Origin of the sequence: Flexivirga endophytica (assembly GCF_014640635.1) — a bacterium.
Lineage (GTDB): Bacteria > Actinomycetota > Actinomycetes > Actinomycetales > Dermatophilaceae > Flexivirga > Flexivirga endophytica.
The window spans coordinates 365,192-382,606 of record NZ_BMHI01000005.1 but is presented as its reverse complement, the minus strand read 5'-3'; the positions used below and the strand labels follow the sequence as shown (position 1 = coordinate 382,606).

Genomic DNA, 17,415 nt, shown 5'->3' with positions numbered 1-17,415 from the left:
CGCGCGTCACGCGATCCGCCGCGCCGCACGCCGATCAGCGGCGCGGAGGAGAACGAGTGCGGGCAGCGCGAGGGCGCAGATGATCGCTGCCACGACGGCGATCGCACGGGCACCCGGACCGGCGAGGGTCGCGCCACCGATCAGCGCCCCGAGCGCGATGCCCGCGTTGACCGCGGACGCACCCAGGGTGGCGGCGAGATCGCTGCCGGCGCCTGCCGAACTGATCACCCGCAACTGGTACGGCGGGACGATGGCGAATCCGGCCGTGCCCCACACGACCAGCGCGACCGGGGTCAGCCACGGACTCGAACCGACGACGAACAGCCCGACCAGCGCGATCACCAGCACCACTGCGGCGACGATCATCGCGCCGAGTGGTCCGCGGTCGGCCAGCCGGCCGCCGAGCACGGTGCCCGCGACCGCGGCGGCACCGAAGATCAACAGGAAGACGCTGTCCAGCGAGTCGGGCAGGCCCGTGACGTCATCGAAGAAGGTGACCAGGTAGGTGAACGCAGTGAACTGTCCGCCGATCAGCAGCAACCCCACGCCGAGCGTGCCCAGCACCCGAGGGGCCAGCGCGGCCGTCGCCTGCTCGCGAAACCTGCCGACACCGTCCTGCGGAACCCGTGGCACGCACAGCAACGCGGCCAGTGCCACGACCCCGAGAATCGCCACCGCGACGAAGGCCGCCCGCCACCCGAGGGCGCGCCCGATCACGTTGCCCAGGGGCGCTCCGACCAGTGTTGAGACCATGATTCCGCCGAAGACCAGCGAGATCGCCTGACCGCGCCGCTCAGCGGTGACGACACGCGCAGCGATCACGGTGGCCACCCCGACGAACAGTCCGTGAAGGGAGCCGGTCACCACACGCGCCACCACCAGCGGTCCGAGACCCGCGCTGAGTGCCACGAGCACGTTGCCCGCGACGAAGGCAGCCACCGCCCCCAGCAGCAGACTGCGGCGCCCGAAACGGGTCGTGGCAACGGTCAGCAACGGTGCCCCGATGGCAATGCCGAGCGCGTAGGAAGTGACCAGTGCACCAGCGGTGCTCACTGACACCCCGAGGTCCCGCGCCACCAGATTCAACAGGCCGACCACCGCCAGCTCGGCCACTCCCACCACGAACGCGCCGAATGCCAGCGCAGCCAACGCCCACCGGCTCTGCCTCGCGTCCGATGCCGACACGGCCGTCGCCGACCCGGTCCGTGACTTGGTTCTGACGATCATGTGGTGACCGTATGATCGCCCGGCTCCGGTGCGATTGAAGGAAATTCACCTACACAAGTCCCGACGGTGCACGACCAGCCTCCGAGTGTCCGCGGCTATTCGGCGAGGAACTCCTGCGCACCGCGAAGGCGACTGCGCAGGAGTTCTTGCGTATGGCGGGAGTCCAGCCGCACGTCGAGTTGCTGGCCCGGACCGAGGTCCGCCCGCGACCCGATCCGGATGCGCTCGAAATCGAGCCCGTCGCGTTTCGCGATCAACCGGCCCATGTCGGCGCGACTGATGGCGTCGGCGCCGCCGCAGTGGAAGACGCCGGGCAGCCGCTCCCCCGCCAGCTCCAGCAACGCGGCAGCCAGATCGTCGCGGTGCACCGGGCAGCGGATCTGATCGGTGAAGAGCATGCCGTCGCCGCCGCCTGCGAGCGCGTGCACCAGACGTTCCATGGACGAGTCCGGTCCGAGGATGAGTGAGCTGCGGGCGATCGTCGCCGTGGGTAGCACTGCACGGATCGCCGTCTCGGCCGCGGCCTTCGCGGCGCCGTAGCGAGTGACCGGGTCAGGATGTGCCTGCTCGTCATACGGCGAATCGGCGCCGGAGAAGATCGCGTCGCTCGACACGAACACCAGGTGCGCACCGGCATCCGCGGCCGCGAGCGCCACGTTGACCGCACCGTCAGCGGTCACCGCCCAGCTGCGGTAGTCGTACGCCGTGTGTATGACGACGTCCGGCGCGACCTCACGCACGACCGCGTGACACCGCTCGGAGTCCGTGATGTCGAGGCGACGAGCAGACCTGCGCGATACCGCGACGACGTGGTGACCGGCGACCGAGGCTTGGGTGACCAGCTCGGCACCGAGGTAACCGGTGCCGCCGGTGACGAGCAGCCTCATCGGAACCTCAGTGCTGGGAGGTCGCGAAGCGGCGCTGCTGCCGGTAGACGCCGATGAAGACGATGATGATGCCGCCGATGGTGAGGTAGAGGCTGTACTTCGCGAGCTGGTTGACCAGGTCCTTGGCCGGCTCGCCCATGCGATAGCCGAGGAACATCCACAGTCCGCGGTAGACGAGACCGGCGAGGAAGTCGATGAAAAGAAAGCGCCGCAACGACATTCGGGCGTCGCCGACGAACGCGTAGACGATCGAGCTCGGCAGCAACGGGATGAACCACACCAGGAACACCGCCGGTCCGCCGAAGCGCCGCGCGACGCTCTCGGCCCAGTAGGCCGTGCGGGCCGCCCACTTCGAACGTGCCGCGATCATGTCGATCACGCCGCGGCCCCACAGCCGGCCGGCCCACCACCACAGCCAGTCGAACTTGATCGACGTCAGGGACGCGGCGATGACCGCCGCCCACCACAGCGGCTGGTGCTGTCCCACGCGGGACAGCGCACCGATGTCGACCATCGCGATGTTGGATCCGCTGAAGCAGGCCAGAATGTAGTCGCGGGCCGGCGCGGAGAAGTTGCCGAGGATCCACGGTCGGACCGGGATGGTCAGCAGACCGTAGGCGCCGGTGGCGATGATCAGCCCGATGCACCACATGTCGGCACGACCTGGCTTGCCCCTCCACGGCATGCGGGGGTCGTCCCACCACTCCTTGGTGGGCGGCTCCTGATTCTGCGCCTCGGCCGCCAGCCGCTCGGCCTCCGCCTCCGACTCGGGAATCGGTCGGGTCGGTTGCTCGCTCACGCCACCATCCTCGTTCATCGTCTCGTCCCCCTCGCGGCCGGTCCGCATGGTCACCGAGTCCGCCGCGCCAGCACCGTCAGATGGTCGCGGTGCACGACCTCACGCTCGTATGCCGGGCCCAGGGTGCGTGCCAGCTCGTGGGTGTTGTGTCCCAGCAGGCTCGGCAACTCCTTGGCGTCGTAATTGACGAGGCCACGCGCGACCACCAGGCCGGACTCGTCCACGAGGTCAACGGCGTCGCCGGCCGAGAAGTGCCCGGAGACCTGGCGAATCCCCGCAGGCAGCAACGATTTCCCGCGTTGGGTGACGGCGAGCACGGCGCCGTCGTCGATGATCAGCTTGCCCTGCGGCGAGGTGGCGTAGCGCAGCCAGAGCTGACGTGCACTGGGCCGGTGCCCCTGCGGGGCGAAGATCGTGCCGACGTCCTCGCCGGCCAGTGCGGCAGCTGCCTGGGCGGCCGAGGTCAACACGGTCGGCACACCGGCCGCGGTCGCGATCTGCGCGGCCTCGATCTTGGTCACCATGCCGCCGGTCCCGACAGCCGATCCGGTGCCGCCGATGTCCACCCGCTCCAGGGTGTCCTGGTCGAGGACCTCACCGATGCGACTGGCGCCCGGTTGCGACGGCGGGGCGTCATACAGGGCATCGACGTCGGACAGCAGCACCAGCGCGGACGCGTCGATGAGGTGCGCGACGAGTGCCGCCAGCCGGTCGTTGTCGCCGAAGCGGATCTCGTGGGTGGCGACCGTGTCGTTCTCGTTGATGACCGGCACCACGCCGAGCGCGAGCAGCCGCTCGATGGTCCGCCGGGCATTGACGTAGTGCCCTCGGCGGGTGACGTCGTCGGCGGTGAGCAACACCTGGCCGGTGGTCAGTCCGTGCTGCCCGAAGGCCACGTTGTATGCCGCCAGGAGCGCCCCTTGCCCCACACTCGCGGCGGCCTGCTGCGTGGCGAGGTCCCGCGGGCGGCGGCGCAACCCGAGCGGCACCATGCCGGCCGCGATCGCTCCGGAGGAGACCAGCACGACGTTGCTCCCGGCCAGCCGGCGGGCGGCCAGCGCGTCGGCGAGCGCCGTGACCCGGGCCGGGTCCAGACCCCCGTGCGTGCCGGTGAGTGAACTGGAGCCGACCTTGACCACGACCGTGCCGGCCGCGGCGACCGCGTCGCGGAGTCGATCACTCATCGCTGTCGATCACGGTGGCGTCGCGGTCGGTCCACAGGCCGGCCTTGCGCTCGGCGTCCAGCTCCTCACGTGCCTCGCGCTGGGCGTCCTTGCGGCGGTGGAACTCGTCACGCTTCTCCGAACGCGTGGCACGACCGGTGCTCCCGTCCTCCAGGCGCAGGTCGGTGCCGCGCGGGCCGAGCAACTCGGCACCGGTCGCCATCGTCGGCTCCCAGTCGAAGACCACGGCGTTCTCCTCCGGGCCGATGAGCACCGTGGACCCCGGGACCGCACCGGCCTTGAAGAGCTGCTCCTCGACGCCGAGACGATTCAGTCGATCGGCCAGGTAGCCCACCGCCTCGTCGTTGGCGAAGTCGGTCTGCCGGACCCACCGGGTCGGCCGCTCGCCGATGATTCGGAAGACGTCGTCGGTGCCGTGCTTCTCCTTGCGGATCCGGAAGCCGGAGTCGTCAACTGCCTTGGGACGCACCACAATTCGCTGCGGAATGATGTTGGACTCGATCTCCGCGCGGGCCCGCTCGACGTGCTTGGCGAGCGAGAAGCTCAGCTCCTTCAGCCCGGTGTGGGCGACCGCCGAGACGATGTGCACCTCGAGGCCGCGTGCCTCCAGGTCCGGTTTGACCATCTCGGCCAGATCGCGCGCGTCGGGGACGTCGGCCTTGTTGAGCACGACGATGCGGGTGCGCTCCGACAGCGGCTTCCCGCCGAGGGTGTCGTCGGCGACATACTCCGCGAGCTCCTGCTCGATGACGTCCAGGTCCGACATCGGATCGCGGTCCGGCTCCAGCGTCGCGCAGTCCACGACGTGCACCAGCACTGAGCAGCGCTCGACGTGCCGCAGGAACTCCAGGCCGAGACCCTTCCCCTGACTCGCGCCCGGGATCAGACCGGGGACGTCGGCGATCGTATAGCGCTGCGCGCCGGCGGTGACGACGCCCAGGTTGGGCACCAGGGTGGTGAAGGGGTAGTCGGCAATCTTCGGCTTGGCCGCGGACATCACCGACACGAGGCTGGACTTGCCGGCCGACGGGTAGCCGATCAGGGCCACGTCGGCGAGCGTCTTCAGCTCCAGCGTGATATCGGACTCGTCGCCGGGCTCCCCGAGCAGCGCGAAGCCGGGGGCCTTGCGCCGGGGTGAGGCCAGCGCCTTGTTGCCCAGGCCGCCGCGGCCGCCGTTAGCGGCGACGAAGATGGCACCGGCACCGACCAGATCGGCCAGCACCTCACCACGGGTGTTCTTGACTACGGTGCCTTCGGGCACCGGCAGGATCAGGTCGTCGCCGTCGGCGCCATTGCGCTCGTCACCGGCGCCGGGGCGACCATTCGGTGCGACGCGCTGCGGGCTGCGGTGGTATTCCAGCAGCGTGGTCGACTGCGGATCGACCTGCAGGATCACACTGCCGCCCTTGCCACCGTTGCCTCCGTCGGGGCCGCCCAACGGCTTGAACTTCTCCCGGTGCACCGACGCGACGCCGTGCCCGCCGTGTCCGGCACGCACGTGCAGGACCACTTGGTCCACGAAGTTGGTGGCCACGAAGTTCTCCTAGTAGTTGGTGCTGAACGAGCACCTCCGTTGGGGGGTGATGTATGACGGCGAAAGGGGTGGGTCCGTTCAAACTCGGACCCACCCCTTTCGACGGAGGTATTGCTGGCTGAGCCTGGCTCAGGCCTCGGCGCTCTCGACGAGCGCGATGTTGACGGTCTTGCGACCGCGCTTGGCGCCGAACTCGACCGCACCGGCGCGCAGCGCGAACAGCGTGTCGTCCTTGCCGCGGCCGACGCCCTCACCGGGGTGGAAGTGCGTGCCGCGCTGGCGAACGATGATCTCGCCGGCGTTGACGACCTCGCCGCCGAAGCGCTTCACACCGAGCCGCTGGGAGTTGGAATCCCGACCGTTGCGGGTCGAAGATGCACCCTTCTTGTGTGCCATTTTCTAAGCCTTTACTGAAGAGAAGTGGACGGAGGGAGCCCCATCAGGAATTGATGGCGGTGACCTTGACCTGGGTCAGCGGCTGACGGTGACCCTGACGCTTGCGGTAACCGGTCTTGTTCTTGTACTTCACGATGGTGATCTTCGGGCCCTTGGCCTGCTTCATCACCTCGGCCTTGACCGTGACCTTCGCCAGCTTCGCGGCGTCGGTGGTCACGGTGGTGCCGTCGACCAGCAGCAGCGGCTTGAGCTCGATGCTCTCGCCCGCTTTGGTGGCGACCTTGTCAATGGTCAGGACGTCGCCAACGGAAACCTTCTCCTGGCGGCCGCCTGCGCGAACAATCGCGTACACGTCGGAACTCTCTTTCGTCATTGATGCGCACTTGTCTTGGAACCGGCAAGCAGCTACCCCGGAAGGACCGGGACGCCTGCGCGGTGGGCACACCGAGGCACGAGTTTACGGGCCAGGCCGGTGATGCTCCAAATCGGTGGCTCACGTCGGGGTCAGTCGGCCTCGGGGGCCGGCGGACCGGCCGGTGCCACCACTCGCGCACGCTTCTTGCGTTGTGGCTTGACCGGCTCGGGTTGTGCGACGGGCGGTGCCACCGCCGTGTCGGTGGCCGGTGCGTCGGAAGCGGCCACGGTCGCCGTGGGCGCAACGCTGGGCGCCTGCACGTGCTGCGCGGCGCCCGCGGCCGAGGTGGCCCGGCGCCGAGCACGTCCGGTGGTCTTCCGGGCCGGTGCGGCAGCCGGGGCTGAGCGCTCGTCCTGCTGCGGCGCGGTGTCCGCCTCCTGCTCTGCGGGGACGGGGCTCGCGGACGCGCGCTGCGAGCCGGCGCGACCGGTCACCGTGGGACCGTCGGTCTGCTGAGCGGCCTGCTTCTTGGCGCGCTTCTTGCCCGCCCTGCCGGACTTCTTCACATCGGCGTCGATCGCCGACGCGGAGGCTGTCTCGACGGCGGGCTCGGCCGTCGAGTCAGGCGTCGTGTCGGCTGCAGTGGACACGTCGGACGAGGTGTCCGCCACGTCGTTGGTCTCGACATCTGCCGCGTCGGCCGACTTACCGCCGGACTGGGCAGCGGCATGGGCTGCCGCCGCGATCTGTGCGGCGGTGGGGCCGGACTGCTTCGGCGGCTCGTCGGCGCCCTTCTTGCCCCGGCCCTTGCGGGACTTGCTGGTGCTGCCGCTGCCGGAGCCACCGGACGGCTTGTCGACGGGGTCGGAATGGACGATGATCCCCCGGCCGCCACAGTGCTCGCACGGCTCGGAGAAGACCTCGATCAGTCCGGAACCCACGCGCTTGCGCGTCATCTGCACCAGCCCGAGCGAGGTCACCTCGGCGACTTGGTGCTTGGTGCGGTCACGACCCAGGCACTCCAGGAGCCGGCGCACCACGAGGTCCCGGTTGGACTCCAGCACCATGTCGATGAAGTCGACCACGATGATGCCGCCGATGTCGCGCAGCCGAAGCTGCCGGACGATCTCCTCCGCAGCCTCGATGTTGTTCTTGGTGACGGTCTCCTCGAGGTTGCCACCGGAGCCGACGAACTTGCCGGTGTTGACGTCGATGACGGTCATCGCCTCGGTGCGGTCGATGATCAGGGAGCCACCACTGGGCAGCCAGACCTTGCGGTCCATCGCCTTGGCGATCTGCTCGTCGATGCGGTGCACCGTGAACGCGTCGGACTCGCCGGTCCACTTCTCCAGCCGCGGCGCGAGGTCGGGGGCGACAGAGCTGACGTAGTCGTGGACCTGGGACCAGGCGTTGTCGCCGGCGACGACCAGCTTGCTGAAGTCCTCGTTGAAGACGTCACGGATGACGCGGACCGTCAGGTCCGGCTCGCCGTGCAGCAGGCTCGGCGCACTGCCCGACTTCGCGTCGGACTGGATGGTCTCCCACTGGGCCTGCAAGCGCTCGACGTCGGCGCGCAAGTCGGCCTCGGAGGCACCTTCGGCCGCCGTACGCACGATGACGCCGGCGTCGCTGGGCACGACCTCCTTGAGGATCTTCTTCAGGCGCGAGCGCTCGGTGTCGGGCAGCTTGCGCGAGATCCCGGTCATCGAGTTGCCCGGGACGTACACCAGGAAGCGACCCGGCAGCGAGACCTGGCTGGTCAGCCGGGCACCCTTGTGCCCGATCGGGTCCTTGGTCACCTGGACCAGCACTGTGTCGCCGGACTTGAGGGCGTTCTCGATGCGCTTGGCCTGGCCGTTCTCGAGACCAGCTGCGTCCCAGTTGACCTCACCGGCATACAGGACGGCATTGCGGCCGCGGCCGATGTCGACGAAGGCAGCTTCCATGCTCGGCAGGACGTTCTGGACCTTGCCGAGGTAGACGTTGCCGGCCATCGAGGCCTGCTGGACCTCGCGGGACACGTAGTGCTCGACCAGCACGCCGTCCTCGAGGACGCCGATCTGGGTGCGGCCGGCCTTCTCTCGCACGACCATCTGGCGGTCGACGCTCTCGCGTCGGGCGAGGAACTCGGCCTCGGTGATGACGGTGCGGCGACGACCGGCCTCGCGGCCCTCGCGGCGGCGCTGCTTCTTGGCCTCCAGGCGGGTCGAGCCCTTGACGGCGGTGACCTCGTCGCGGTCCTTGCGCGGCTCGCGCACCTTGGTCACGGTGCCGGGCGGGTCGTCTCCCTCGGTCGCACCGCCGCTGCGGCGACGGCGACGGGTACGACGACGGCCGTTGCCATCGGACTGCGCGTCCGAGTCGTCGTTGTCGTCGGACGTGTCGGGTCCGGAGCCGTTGGCGGAGTCCGCGGACTTCTTGACGTTCCTGTTGGTGCGGGTGCCCTTGTCTGCCTCGGACTTCTTGTTGTCCGTGTCCTTGGCAGGGCCGTTGTCGGAACCACCGTCGGAGTTGTTGGTGTCGTTCTTGGCGTCCGCCTCATCCTTGCTGCGCCGGCCACGACCGCCGCGGCGGCGGGAGCGACTGCTGCCCTGGGAATCGTCGTCACCGTCGTCCTCGGCGGCGGAGTCATCGCGCGGCTCGTCGGCCTGCTCGGCCGGCGGCTCGGGGTCACGCCGAGGTGCGATCGTCTGCGGATCGGGTGCCTGGAACAGCAGGCCGAAGTTGAGCGCGGAGGAGGAGTCCGACTGCCCCTGACCGGTGCTGCTCGCGGACTCGTCTGCTGCAGGTGTCAGGAACGGGTTTGTCTCTTGCGGGGCCATGGCCCTCATCTCTCGTCAGCATGCGGGTGACCCACAACGAGGCTGCGCCTGCACACCCGCATGTCGCGGTTGGGCCGTCACTCACGGTCGAATCGTTCGCCGTGGCGACGCGAAAGTCGTCTGTTACGTCGCGCCGAGGGTTCGCGTCAAAGCGCGGCATCCACTCGGTCGGACGCCGTCGGTCCTGCACTCGGCTGGTCGCGAGATCTCGCGGGCTCGAGTAGCTGCCGACGGGGCGTCGAACAGGTTGTGGCACTGTCGACGACCACTTGCATTGTGGCACACATCGGGCCCTCCGCCCGCCAGCGACGCTGCACCGCCGGGCCGTGGCGTCACCGCAACGGGTCGCCGATCGCGCCGTCCTCCCGCAGGATTCCCTGACTCAGCCGAGTGACCTGCGGCGGGCGTGTCGGGTGCAGCCCGCCATACGCACCCAGGGCGGTCACGACATCGTCCGGCCGCACCAGCGGGGTGAGGTGGCGCAGCACCATGGTGAGGTCCGGGCCCTCGATGGCCAGGTCCGTGATCGCCCCGCGCACGTCGAACTCGCGCTCACCGCGTTTGGTCATCCGGGAGACGGTCGCCTCCTCGCGCGCCAGGAGCTCCCGCGTGGCGGCCGTCAGCGCGGCCGCGTCCTCGTCGGCGAACACGAGGTGCCAGCAACTCGCCTCCAGCCGGTCGGCGAGCGCCCCGGGCAGCGCCTCGGCGACGTCGAGCACCGCCAGGTCCGCAGGCAGCGCGTCGTCCAGGTCGGCACGAACCTGCTCCGGCGTGCACTCCTGTGTCAACTGGATCTCGAAGTACTCGGCCTCGCTCGCTGTGCCGGTCGGTGCGGCGTTGGCGTAGCTGATCCGGGGGTGTGGGTGGAATCCCGCCGAGAAGGCCACCGGGATCCTGGCCCGGCGCACCGCGCGCTCCAGCGCGCGCTGGAAGTCACGGGTCGAGGAGAAACGCAGCCGGCCACGCTTGGCATAACGCACCCGCAGTCGTTGTACGGCAGGGTCGGGTGCGGGTCCTTCCGGGACACGTTGTCTGGCCACCGGGACACGGTAGTCGGCGTCAGCTCGCGGTCGGAGCCGGCGCCACACCGTTCTTGCCGGTGAGCGCGCCGTCGCCCATGCCCAGGTACGCCAGATCTGTGCACTTGTCACCGCCGTCGGTGGTCGCGACGACGAGGTTGTGGCCACCGTGCACGGGTATGGCGAACTTCTTCGGCGCGTCCCCGACCTTCATCGATCCCGATTGCCACAACAACTTGTTGTCGAGGTAGATCTTCAACTCGCCACCCGCCTCTCGGTCGCGGCTGTCATCGGTGGGCCCGACCCACCCGGAGAACTTCTCCCACTTGCCGGCCAGCGCCCAGCTGACCCGTGCGCCGCCATCGGAATAGCAGTAGGAGAAGGCCTGCAAGTGCTGGTAGGGGCGCCCGGCGAGCGTGGCTTCGGAATCGACGCTGTCAGGCTTCTCACTGCTCGAGGGCTCGAGGTCGCTGAGGTACTGCGTCACGGTGTCCGGCGCCCGGTCCGCCGGTGACCCTGACTCGGATCCGGCGTCGGACGTCGCCTCGTCGGTCGGCGAGGAAGGTCCCGACGCTGCATCGGCCGCCGGCGGACTCGCCGTGGACCGCTTCGCAACGTCTGTCGTGCTCGGGGTCGTGGATCCGGCCGCCGCCGCGCCGCCGTCGTCGTCTCCGTTGTTCTTCAGTGCGAAGACCCCGGCGGCTCCGGCCAGTAACAACACCGCCACACCCATGGCGGCGAGCACCAGCGGCTTCTTCGTCCTCCGGCCACCAGGTCCGCCAGCCGGAGTGATCGCGGGGCTGTCCCACGGTCCCGCCGTCCCGCCACCGGCACGCCCCTGGCTCGCCATACCCGCAGCCGGCGCTGCCGTGCGGGTGTCCTGGTTGTGCTGTGCCAGGTGCGTCCGGTCCGGGTCGACGCCCGTCACGCCCCGGCCGGCGATCCGCTCCGTCTCCGGGTCCAGACGGCCGCGCAGTGCCTGTCCCGCCGCATCAGCGAACTCGCCCGCACTGGCGAAGCGCGCCGCAGGGTCTTTGGCGAGCCCGCGGCGGATCACGGCGTCCATCGGCGGAGTCAGCCCCGTGCTGGACGGCGATGGGATCTCGTCGAACAGGTGGGCCTTGATGACAGCACCGGTCGACGTGCTCGGGTAGGGCTGCCGGCCGGTGAGCGCCTCGAACAGCACGCAGGCGAGCGCGTATTCGTCGACGGCTCGGGTCGGTTCACCATCCTCGAACCGCTCCGGCGCCATGTAACCCATCGAGCCCACCGCACCGCCGGTGCCGGTCAGCCGGGTCTGGTCGGTCTGAGTCGCGATGCCGAAATCGGTCAGGTAGGCGAAGCCCTTGGCGGTCAGCAGGATGTTGCCGGGCTTCACGTCGCGGTGCAGCAGTCCCTGCGCGTGCGCGGCGTCCAACGCCGACGCGATCTCGCCGGTCACCCGCACGGCCTCCGCCGGTTCGAGGCGCTGCCGCCGCAGGATGGAGGCGAGGTCGGTGCCCTCGATGAGCGGCATCTCGATGTAGAGCGTGCCGTCGACCTCGCCGTAATCGTGGATCGGCACCACGTGAGGGTCGTTGAGTCGTGCTGCGATGTCGGCCTCCCGGCGGAACCGGGCACGGAACTGCTGGTCGTTCGACAGCGCCCGGAGCAGCAGCTTGATCGCGACGATCCGGTCCTTCCGGGTGTCGCGCGCCCGGTAGACCTCGCCCATACCGCCCTGACCGATGCTGGCCAGCAATTCGTAGGGACCGAACTGCCGGGGCAGCCGGCCGGGTTCGTCGAGTGCCATGTGATTGATCCTCTTTCCCCTGAAGCCATGTGCGTCGATCAACCGCGGTGACGACGCCCCTCAACACGTCGCGACCACCCTAACGACGGTCGCAGACGAGTAGTGGCGTACGACGCGCGCGAACTCAGCCGCGTTGCGGCCCCGACGGATTCACGGGCTACCGACTAGGGGTGCAACCGGGGCGACCGGACCTCGACCCGGACCGAGAAGGCCCTCCGGACATACCAGGTCAGCGCGATCCCTCCGGCCAGCAGCACCACGCCGCTGATGCCGAGCGGCCAGGGCGACCACTCGTCGGCGCACGACGTCTCTTGCAGCGAGGTGTGGCACACGCTGCCCGGACCGTCCCGGTTCAACCAGGCGAGGAGGAAGGCACCGGCGGACAGCCCGCTGATTGACAGCAGCGTGAGCCACGCGGCGCGCAACTGTGCCGCCCGCAACGCCGGGACGAGGAAGATCACCGCCATACAGACTCCGGCGAGCACCAGCAGCAACGCCCCGATCGTGAGGATACTGAGAAAGCCCAAGCTCACCAGGGCGCCGACGCAGATCCAGCCGATGCCGACGACGACCGGTGCAGCGGTGCGATGTGCCATGCCCGCCCCCCCGATTCGGATCCGGGGAGACCAGGCCGCAGCGCGACGACATGACTCCCTGCGCACAGTCTGCTCCTGTCGGTCAGCGGGCGGGGCATTTCCGTCAGCGGCGACCGACCAAGGTCGCCGGTTGCGGGGCGACTGCCTTCCGCCGTGCCCCGATCATCACGACGACCACGACAGCACACACGGCCATGATCGCCGCCGCGAGCGCGAACGTGTGCCCGAGCCCGGTGACAAACGCCTCGCGCGCCGCATCACGTATGGGGCCACCGAGTTGCGTTGCGGCACCTACGGATTCACGAGCTGCGGCGGCGACCCGATCTGAGCCGACAGGCAGGTCGAGCGCGGATCGGTAACCGCCGCTCAGCACGCTGCCGAGCACCGCGATACCAAGGGCGCCACCGACTTCACGTGCGACGTCGTTCATTGCCGAAGCAACGCCCTGCTCGGCCTCCGGCAAGGCGTCGGTGATGCTCGCCGTCGCCGGCGTCATACTCCAGCCCATCCCGGTGCCGCCGACCCAGAGCAGGACCCCGATCACCCAGTAGTCGGTGTCCGTGCCGACAGTCGCTAGCCCCGCCATGGCGATCGCCACGAGCGTCATCCCGCCGCCACAGAGGACACGGACACCCACCCGCTGCACGAGGTATGGCGCCAGGCGCGCCCCGGGAAGCAGTCCCAGCGCCACAGGCGCCGCCGCGCACGCGGCGACCAACGGCGTCCAGCCGCGGACGAACTGCAGATACTGCATGAACACGAAGATGAAGCCGAAGAATACGAAGAACAGCGACGACACGGTGAGCATCCCGGCGGCGAAGCCGCGTCGGCCGAAGAGCCGAACGTCCAGCAGTGGTGCCCTGTTTCGCAGCTCCCATGCTGCGAAGACGCCCAGCACCAGCAGTCCGACGATCAGGCCGCCGAGGGTCCGCGCACTCCCCCAGCCTTCGGTCGGCGCCTCGATGATCGAGTAGACGAGGACGCCGAGCCCAGCGACCGACAACACCGCGCCGCCGACGTCGAAGGTGCCGAGTTCGGGCGCCCGGGACTCCGGCACCAGCCGCACCGTCAACGCCGCCGCGACAGCCGCGACCGCCACGGTGAACCAGAAGATCGACTGCCAGGAGAACCACTCCAGCAGAAGACCCGAGGCGAAGAGCCCGAGCACCGCACTACCGCCTGCCAATCCGGCCCAGATCGCGACGCCCCGCACCCGCTGTGCGGGCGGGAAGGTCGCGGTGATCGTCGACAGCGTCGCCGGCATGATCATCGCCGCGGCCACGCCCATCGCGACACGGATCGCGATCAGCGCTCCCGGGCTGGTGACCAGTGCGCCTGCAGCGGCCGCGAGGATGATCAGGCCCAGTCCTCCGAGCAGTACCTTGCGGCGCCCGAGCCGGTCACCGAGGTAACCACCGGGCAGCAGCAGAGCCGCGAACGTCAACGCGTAACCGTCGACGATCCAGGACAGTTCGGTCTGCGACGCTCCTGTATGTCGCGCCACGTCCGGCAACGCGACCATCAACGACGACACAGCTGACACGACCGTGGCGAGTCCGACACAGACGGCGACCAGTGCGCCCCTCGTGCGATCCATCACCAACACCCTTTCCAGCAGCGATCCGAGTGATCACTGCTGGGAACGACGGTCCGCCCTTACGAGCAATAGACTCAACGGTGATGAATAAAGTCCGCGGCCGCCGCGCCGGTAGCCCCGACACTCGCGCGCAGATCCTCGAGGCGGCACGCGACCGCTTCCTCAGCGGCGGGTATGCCGGCACGTCGATGCGCGCCATCGCCGCCGACGCCGGTGTCGACGTTGCCCTGTTGAGTTACCACTTCTCTTCCAAACAGGGGCTTTTCGCGGCTGCGATGGAGTTGCCGGTGCGGCCTGGCGAGCTGATCGAGCACGCCCTGGACGCGCCGGTCGAGCAGTGGCCGGGGCGCATCCTGCGGACCGTGCTGCGGGTCTGGGACGACCCCGAGATCGGCCCGGTGCTCGCTCAGACCGTGCTGGTGAGCGCCACTCAGGAAAGAGGCGCTGGTGGTTTCGTTGAATTCCTGGAGACCGAGCTGCTCGGTCGCATCAGGGGCCGACTGGCCGGCCGCGACGCCGATGCCCGAGCGACCGGAGTACTGATGTCGATCGCCGGTCTGCTGATGGCGCGGTACGTCGTCAAGGTGCCGTCCGTGGCGGCGAAGTCGTCCGAGGAGATCGTGCGCATCGTGACCCCGAGCATCGCCATACACCTGCGGGGCGCGCGATTGCGCGACCAATCCGCCTAGGCTGGCCGACGTGGAGTTGGAATTCGACGCGGAGATCATCGAATGGCGCGGGCCGGCGCCATATCTCTTCGCGCCGCTGCCGCCGGAGCAGGCAGACGACCTCGCGCAGGTGGCCCGCGAGCTGACCTACGGCTGGGGGTGCATCCCGGCGCGCGGGAGGATCGGTGGCACCGAATTCACCACTTCGATCTTCCCGCGCGCCGGCGGTTACTTGGTGCCGGTCAAGACCGCCGTCCAGCGAGCCGAAGGTGTCGGCCTCGGGGACGTCATACACCTGGAAATACAGCTGGAGCCGACGGTCGGTCGCTCCGATCAGGACCGGTAGACCTGCACGATCGACGGACGCGGGCCCTTCCACTCGCCCTTGCGCGCCTTCCGGCCCACGTAGTCGGGGAAGTAGGAACGCTGCTCGTCCCAGGTCCCCTCCTCACCGGGGTGCTGCACCGCGACGAAGACCAGACCGTCCTCGTCATGAACCACCGGTCCGCAGGTCTCGGCGTCCTGCGGTACGGCGAGGAACTGCTCGACGTGTCCGCGCTCCGCCCCGCTCAGCGGCATCCGGAACAGACCGTCGGCGAGCCCGATCGCGCTCGGCATGCCGTCGGTGGCGATCCACAGGTCGCCCAAACTGTCGAACGCGACGTTGTCCGGGCAGGAGATCGACGAGACCTTGTCCTTGGGGTAGCCCGCGAAGTAGGTGTCGGCCGCGGCGGGGTCACCGGCCACCAGCACCAGGCTCCACGCGAAGCGAGTCGAGCTCTGGTCGCCGATCTCGGTCAACTCCACGATGTGCCCGTGTTTGTTGGCGTTGCGCGGGTTCGGCTCGGTCGCACCTTCCTTGCCGGCCTTGCCTCGGTCGGTGTTGTTCGTGCAGACGACATACACCTTGCCGGTCTGCAGGGACGGCTGTACGTCCTCGCAACGGTCCATCTTGGTGGCGCCGACCTTGTCCCCGGCCAGCCGCGTGTGGACCAGCACCTCCTCGATCGACATACCGGGCACCAGGGACCGGCCGTTGTCGGTCAGCGCGATCCACTCCCCCGAGCCGTCGAACTCGCCATCGGCGGGCAGCGTGCCCGTGCCGTCGATCTCGCCGGCCGGCGAGTCGCCGCTGAAGCGGGCGACATACAGGCTGCCCTGCGAGAGGAGGCTCTTGTTGTGCTCCCGGGCGGCGCGGTCGTCGCCTGGACGGTAGGTGCCGGAGGACACGAACTTGTAGAGATAGTCGAAGCGCTCGTCGTCACCCATGTAGGTGACGGCCTTGCCCGCGTCGGACAGGATGACGTTGGCACCCTCGTGCTTCAACCGGCCCAGCGCGGTGTGCTTCACCGGCGTGGAGTGCGGGTCGTGCGGGTCGATCTCGACGACCCAGCCGAAGCGGTTCGGCTCGTTCTCGTAGCCGGTGCCGGATCGGGCGTCGAAGCGCGGGTCGATCGTCTCGAAGCCGTATGACGACGCCGCGTCCTTCAGGCCGTAACGCTTGTCCGCCGCACTGGTGCCGTCGGTGCGGAAGTAGCCGTTGAAGTTCTCCTCACCCGACAGGATCGTGCCCCACGGGGTGGTGCCACCGGAGCAGTTTCCCAGCGTGCCCAGCGCCTCGCGCCCGGCCGGGTCACTCTTGGTGCGCAGCAGCTCGCTGCCGGCAGCGGGGCCGTCGAGCGCGAACGGGGTGCTGCCGGTGATCCGGCGGTTGCGGCGGGCTTTGCGAACGTCCTTGGTACGCCACGGCTTTCCTGCGCGGGGACGTTCCAGCTCGACGACCGAGAACCCGTGAGCTGCCAACGAGATCTCGCGCTGCTCGGCGTCGGACAACGTCGGTGGGTACATGATCGCCGGGTTTACGTACTCGTGGTTGCACACGAGCAATCCCTCGCGGCGACGGCGGTCAGTGGTGATGATGTCCGTGTAGTCGTTGTTGTAGCCGAACTGCATCGCCTGTGCGGCGGCGCTCTGGTTCGACGGATCGAACTTCGGCGCACCGGACAGCACCGGGTCGCCCCAGCGAATGATCGGGTCCCACCGCCATCCGTCCGGAACACTCAGACTGTCAACGGTCTTGGCCACTGGATCGATCGGGCGGAACGACATACCAGGGCGCGTTCTGCGCCCGGTCGGCGTCGCAGCCGCCGCGGGAGATCCAGCGGCAACCGCAGTCGCGACAGTGATCGCACCTGCGCCGGCCAGGCCGAGGATCGACCGGCGGGTGAGCGCGGCGCCGGCGATGTCACGGAAAGTGGAGTTGTCCGAGGTGTTCGGGACCGGCGCGAGACAGGCGTTCGCGCACTTCAGCTGGCAGGTTACGGGCGATCGCTTGCCGACGACGTGCTCGGCCATGGGCAGGCTGCGGGGTTCTACAGACACAGAACAACTTCCTCACGAGGAGACGAAACAGTGACGGGGTGGTTCGGCCGGCCCGCTTCCCCGGACCGGCGCTGCCCGAACGCTAAGGTCGCCTGCGATCCGCACGGTGTCTGCTTCCTGACAATTCGGTGAACAGCACCTGTGAGGTGTCGGTTGC

Annotated in this window: 15 protein-coding genes; 2 read left to right on the top strand and 13 right to left on the bottom strand. The window is 69.0% G+C overall.

Going from position 1 to position 17,415, the window contains the following annotated elements; genetic code table 11:
• Nucleotides 1-6: 6 nt before the first annotated feature.
• The 12 genes from IEX71_RS17085 to IEX71_RS17030 form a co-directional block, all read right to left on the bottom strand.
• Nucleotides 7-1,227, bottom strand: a complete 1,221-nt coding sequence (locus tag IEX71_RS17085) for an MFS transporter (RefSeq protein WP_188838237.1) — start codon at nucleotides 1,225-1,227, stop codon at nucleotides 7-9.
• Nucleotides 1,228-1,322: 95 nt separating this feature from the next.
• A complete protein-coding gene (locus IEX71_RS17080; RefSeq protein ID WP_188838236.1) occupies nucleotides 1,323-2,114 on the bottom strand; it encodes an SDR family oxidoreductase in 792 nt (263 codons plus the stop codon).
• Between the two features lie 7 nt (nucleotides 2,115-2,121).
• The gene (locus IEX71_RS17075) at nucleotides 2,122-2,913 is read right to left on the bottom strand and encodes a DedA family protein (protein WP_188838235.1); all 792 of its coding nucleotides are present in this window, start codon (nucleotides 2,911-2,913) and stop codon (nucleotides 2,122-2,124) included.
• A 50-nt stretch (nucleotides 2,914-2,963) separates the two neighbouring features.
• On the bottom strand, nucleotides 2,964-4,097 hold the full coding sequence (proB, locus tag IEX71_RS17070; protein WP_188838234.1) for a glutamate 5-kinase: 1,134 nt from the start codon (nucleotides 4,095-4,097) through the stop codon (nucleotides 2,964-2,966).
• Nucleotides 4,090-5,631, bottom strand: a complete 1,542-nt coding sequence (gene obgE, locus IEX71_RS17065) for a GTPase ObgE (protein WP_188838233.1) — start codon at nucleotides 5,629-5,631, stop codon at nucleotides 4,090-4,092. The genes proB and obgE overlap by 8 nt, the downstream gene beginning before the upstream one ends.
• 129 nt (nucleotides 5,632-5,760) lie before the next feature.
• A complete protein-coding gene (rpmA, locus tag IEX71_RS17060; protein WP_188838232.1) occupies nucleotides 5,761-6,027 on the bottom strand; it encodes a 50S ribosomal protein L27 in 267 nt (88 codons plus the stop codon).
• Between the two features lie 43 nt (nucleotides 6,028-6,070).
• Nucleotides 6,071-6,379 carry a 50S ribosomal protein L21 gene (gene rplU / locus IEX71_RS17055; protein ID WP_188838511.1) on the bottom strand — a complete coding sequence of 103 codons (309 nt, stop codon included), beginning with the start codon at nucleotides 6,377-6,379 and terminating at the stop codon, nucleotides 6,071-6,073.
• Between the two features lie 152 nt (nucleotides 6,380-6,531).
• The gene (locus IEX71_RS17050; protein WP_229749823.1) at nucleotides 6,532-9,204 is read right to left on the bottom strand and encodes a ribonuclease E/G; all 2,673 of its coding nucleotides are present in this window, start codon (nucleotides 9,202-9,204) and stop codon (nucleotides 6,532-6,534) included.
• Between the two features lie 332 nt (nucleotides 9,205-9,536).
• A complete protein-coding gene (locus IEX71_RS17045; RefSeq protein WP_188838230.1) occupies nucleotides 9,537-10,244 on the bottom strand; it encodes a TIGR03936 family radical SAM-associated protein in 708 nt (235 codons plus the stop codon).
• Between the two features lie 19 nt (nucleotides 10,245-10,263).
• Nucleotides 10,264-12,015, bottom strand: a complete 1,752-nt coding sequence (locus IEX71_RS17040; RefSeq protein WP_188838229.1) for a protein kinase domain-containing protein — start codon at nucleotides 12,013-12,015, stop codon at nucleotides 10,264-10,266.
• A 164-nt stretch (nucleotides 12,016-12,179) separates the two neighbouring features.
• The gene (locus IEX71_RS17035; RefSeq protein ID WP_188838228.1) at nucleotides 12,180-12,611 is read right to left on the bottom strand and encodes a hypothetical protein; all 432 of its coding nucleotides are present in this window, start codon (nucleotides 12,609-12,611) and stop codon (nucleotides 12,180-12,182) included.
• Between the two features lie 103 nt (nucleotides 12,612-12,714).
• Nucleotides 12,715-14,208 (bottom strand): MFS transporter, encoded by a 1,494-nt coding sequence (locus IEX71_RS17030; protein ID WP_188838227.1) that lies wholly within the window; start codon nucleotides 14,206-14,208, stop codon nucleotides 12,715-12,717.
• An 83-nt stretch (nucleotides 14,209-14,291) separates the two neighbouring features.
• Between IEX71_RS17030 and IEX71_RS17025 the strand changes: the two genes are divergently transcribed.
• Nucleotides 14,292-14,897 carry a TetR/AcrR family transcriptional regulator gene (locus tag IEX71_RS17025; protein WP_188838226.1) on the top strand — a complete coding sequence of 202 codons (606 nt, stop codon included), beginning with the start codon at nucleotides 14,292-14,294 and terminating at the stop codon, nucleotides 14,895-14,897.
• A 10-nt stretch (nucleotides 14,898-14,907) separates the two neighbouring features.
• A complete protein-coding gene (locus tag IEX71_RS17020) occupies nucleotides 14,908-15,222 on the top strand; it encodes a DUF1905 domain-containing protein (RefSeq protein ID WP_188838225.1) in 315 nt (104 codons plus the stop codon).
• On the opposite strand, the gene IEX71_RS17015 is transcribed toward IEX71_RS17020, so the two are convergent.
• Entirely contained in the window at nucleotides 15,210-17,231 is a 2,022-nt protein-coding gene (locus tag IEX71_RS17015) for a PhoX family protein (protein WP_188838510.1), read from the bottom strand. The genes IEX71_RS17020 and IEX71_RS17015 overlap by 13 nt on opposite strands.
• Nucleotides 17,232-17,415: the final 184 nt, after the last annotated feature.

Coding starts and splice junctions, on each gene's coding strand:
- IEX71_RS17015 (WP_188838510.1), bottom strand. CDS start 17,231: ATGGCCGAGCACGTCGTCGGCAAGCGATCGCCCGTAACCTGCCAGCTG.
- IEX71_RS17025 (WP_188838226.1), top strand. CDS start 14,292: ATGAATAAAGTCCGCGGCCGCCGCGCCGGTAGCCCCGACACTCGCGCG.
- IEX71_RS17080 (WP_188838236.1), bottom strand. CDS start 2,114: ATGAGGCTGCTCGTCACCGGCGGCACCGGTTACCTCGGTGCCGAGCTG.
- IEX71_RS17030 (WP_188838227.1), bottom strand. CDS start 14,208: ATGGATCGCACGAGGGGCGCACTGGTCGCCGTCTGTGTCGGACTCGCC.
- proB (WP_188838234.1), bottom strand. CDS start 4,097: ATGAGTGATCGACTCCGCGACGCGGTCGCCGCGGCCGGCACGGTCGTG.
- IEX71_RS17040 (WP_188838229.1), bottom strand. CDS start 12,015: ATGGCACTCGACGAACCCGGCCGGCTGCCCCGGCAGTTCGGTCCCTAC.
- rpmA (WP_188838232.1), bottom strand. CDS start 6,027: ATGGCACACAAGAAGGGTGCATCTTCGACCCGCAACGGTCGGGATTCC.
- IEX71_RS17050 (WP_229749823.1), bottom strand. CDS start 9,204: ATGGCCCCGCAAGAGACAAACCCGTTCCTGACACCTGCAGCAGACGAG.
- IEX71_RS17035 (WP_188838228.1), bottom strand. CDS start 12,611: ATGGCACATCGCACCGCTGCACCGGTCGTCGTCGGCATCGGCTGGATC.
- IEX71_RS17085 (WP_188838237.1), bottom strand. CDS start 1,227: ATGATCGTCAGAACCAAGTCACGGACCGGGTCGGCGACGGCCGTGTCG.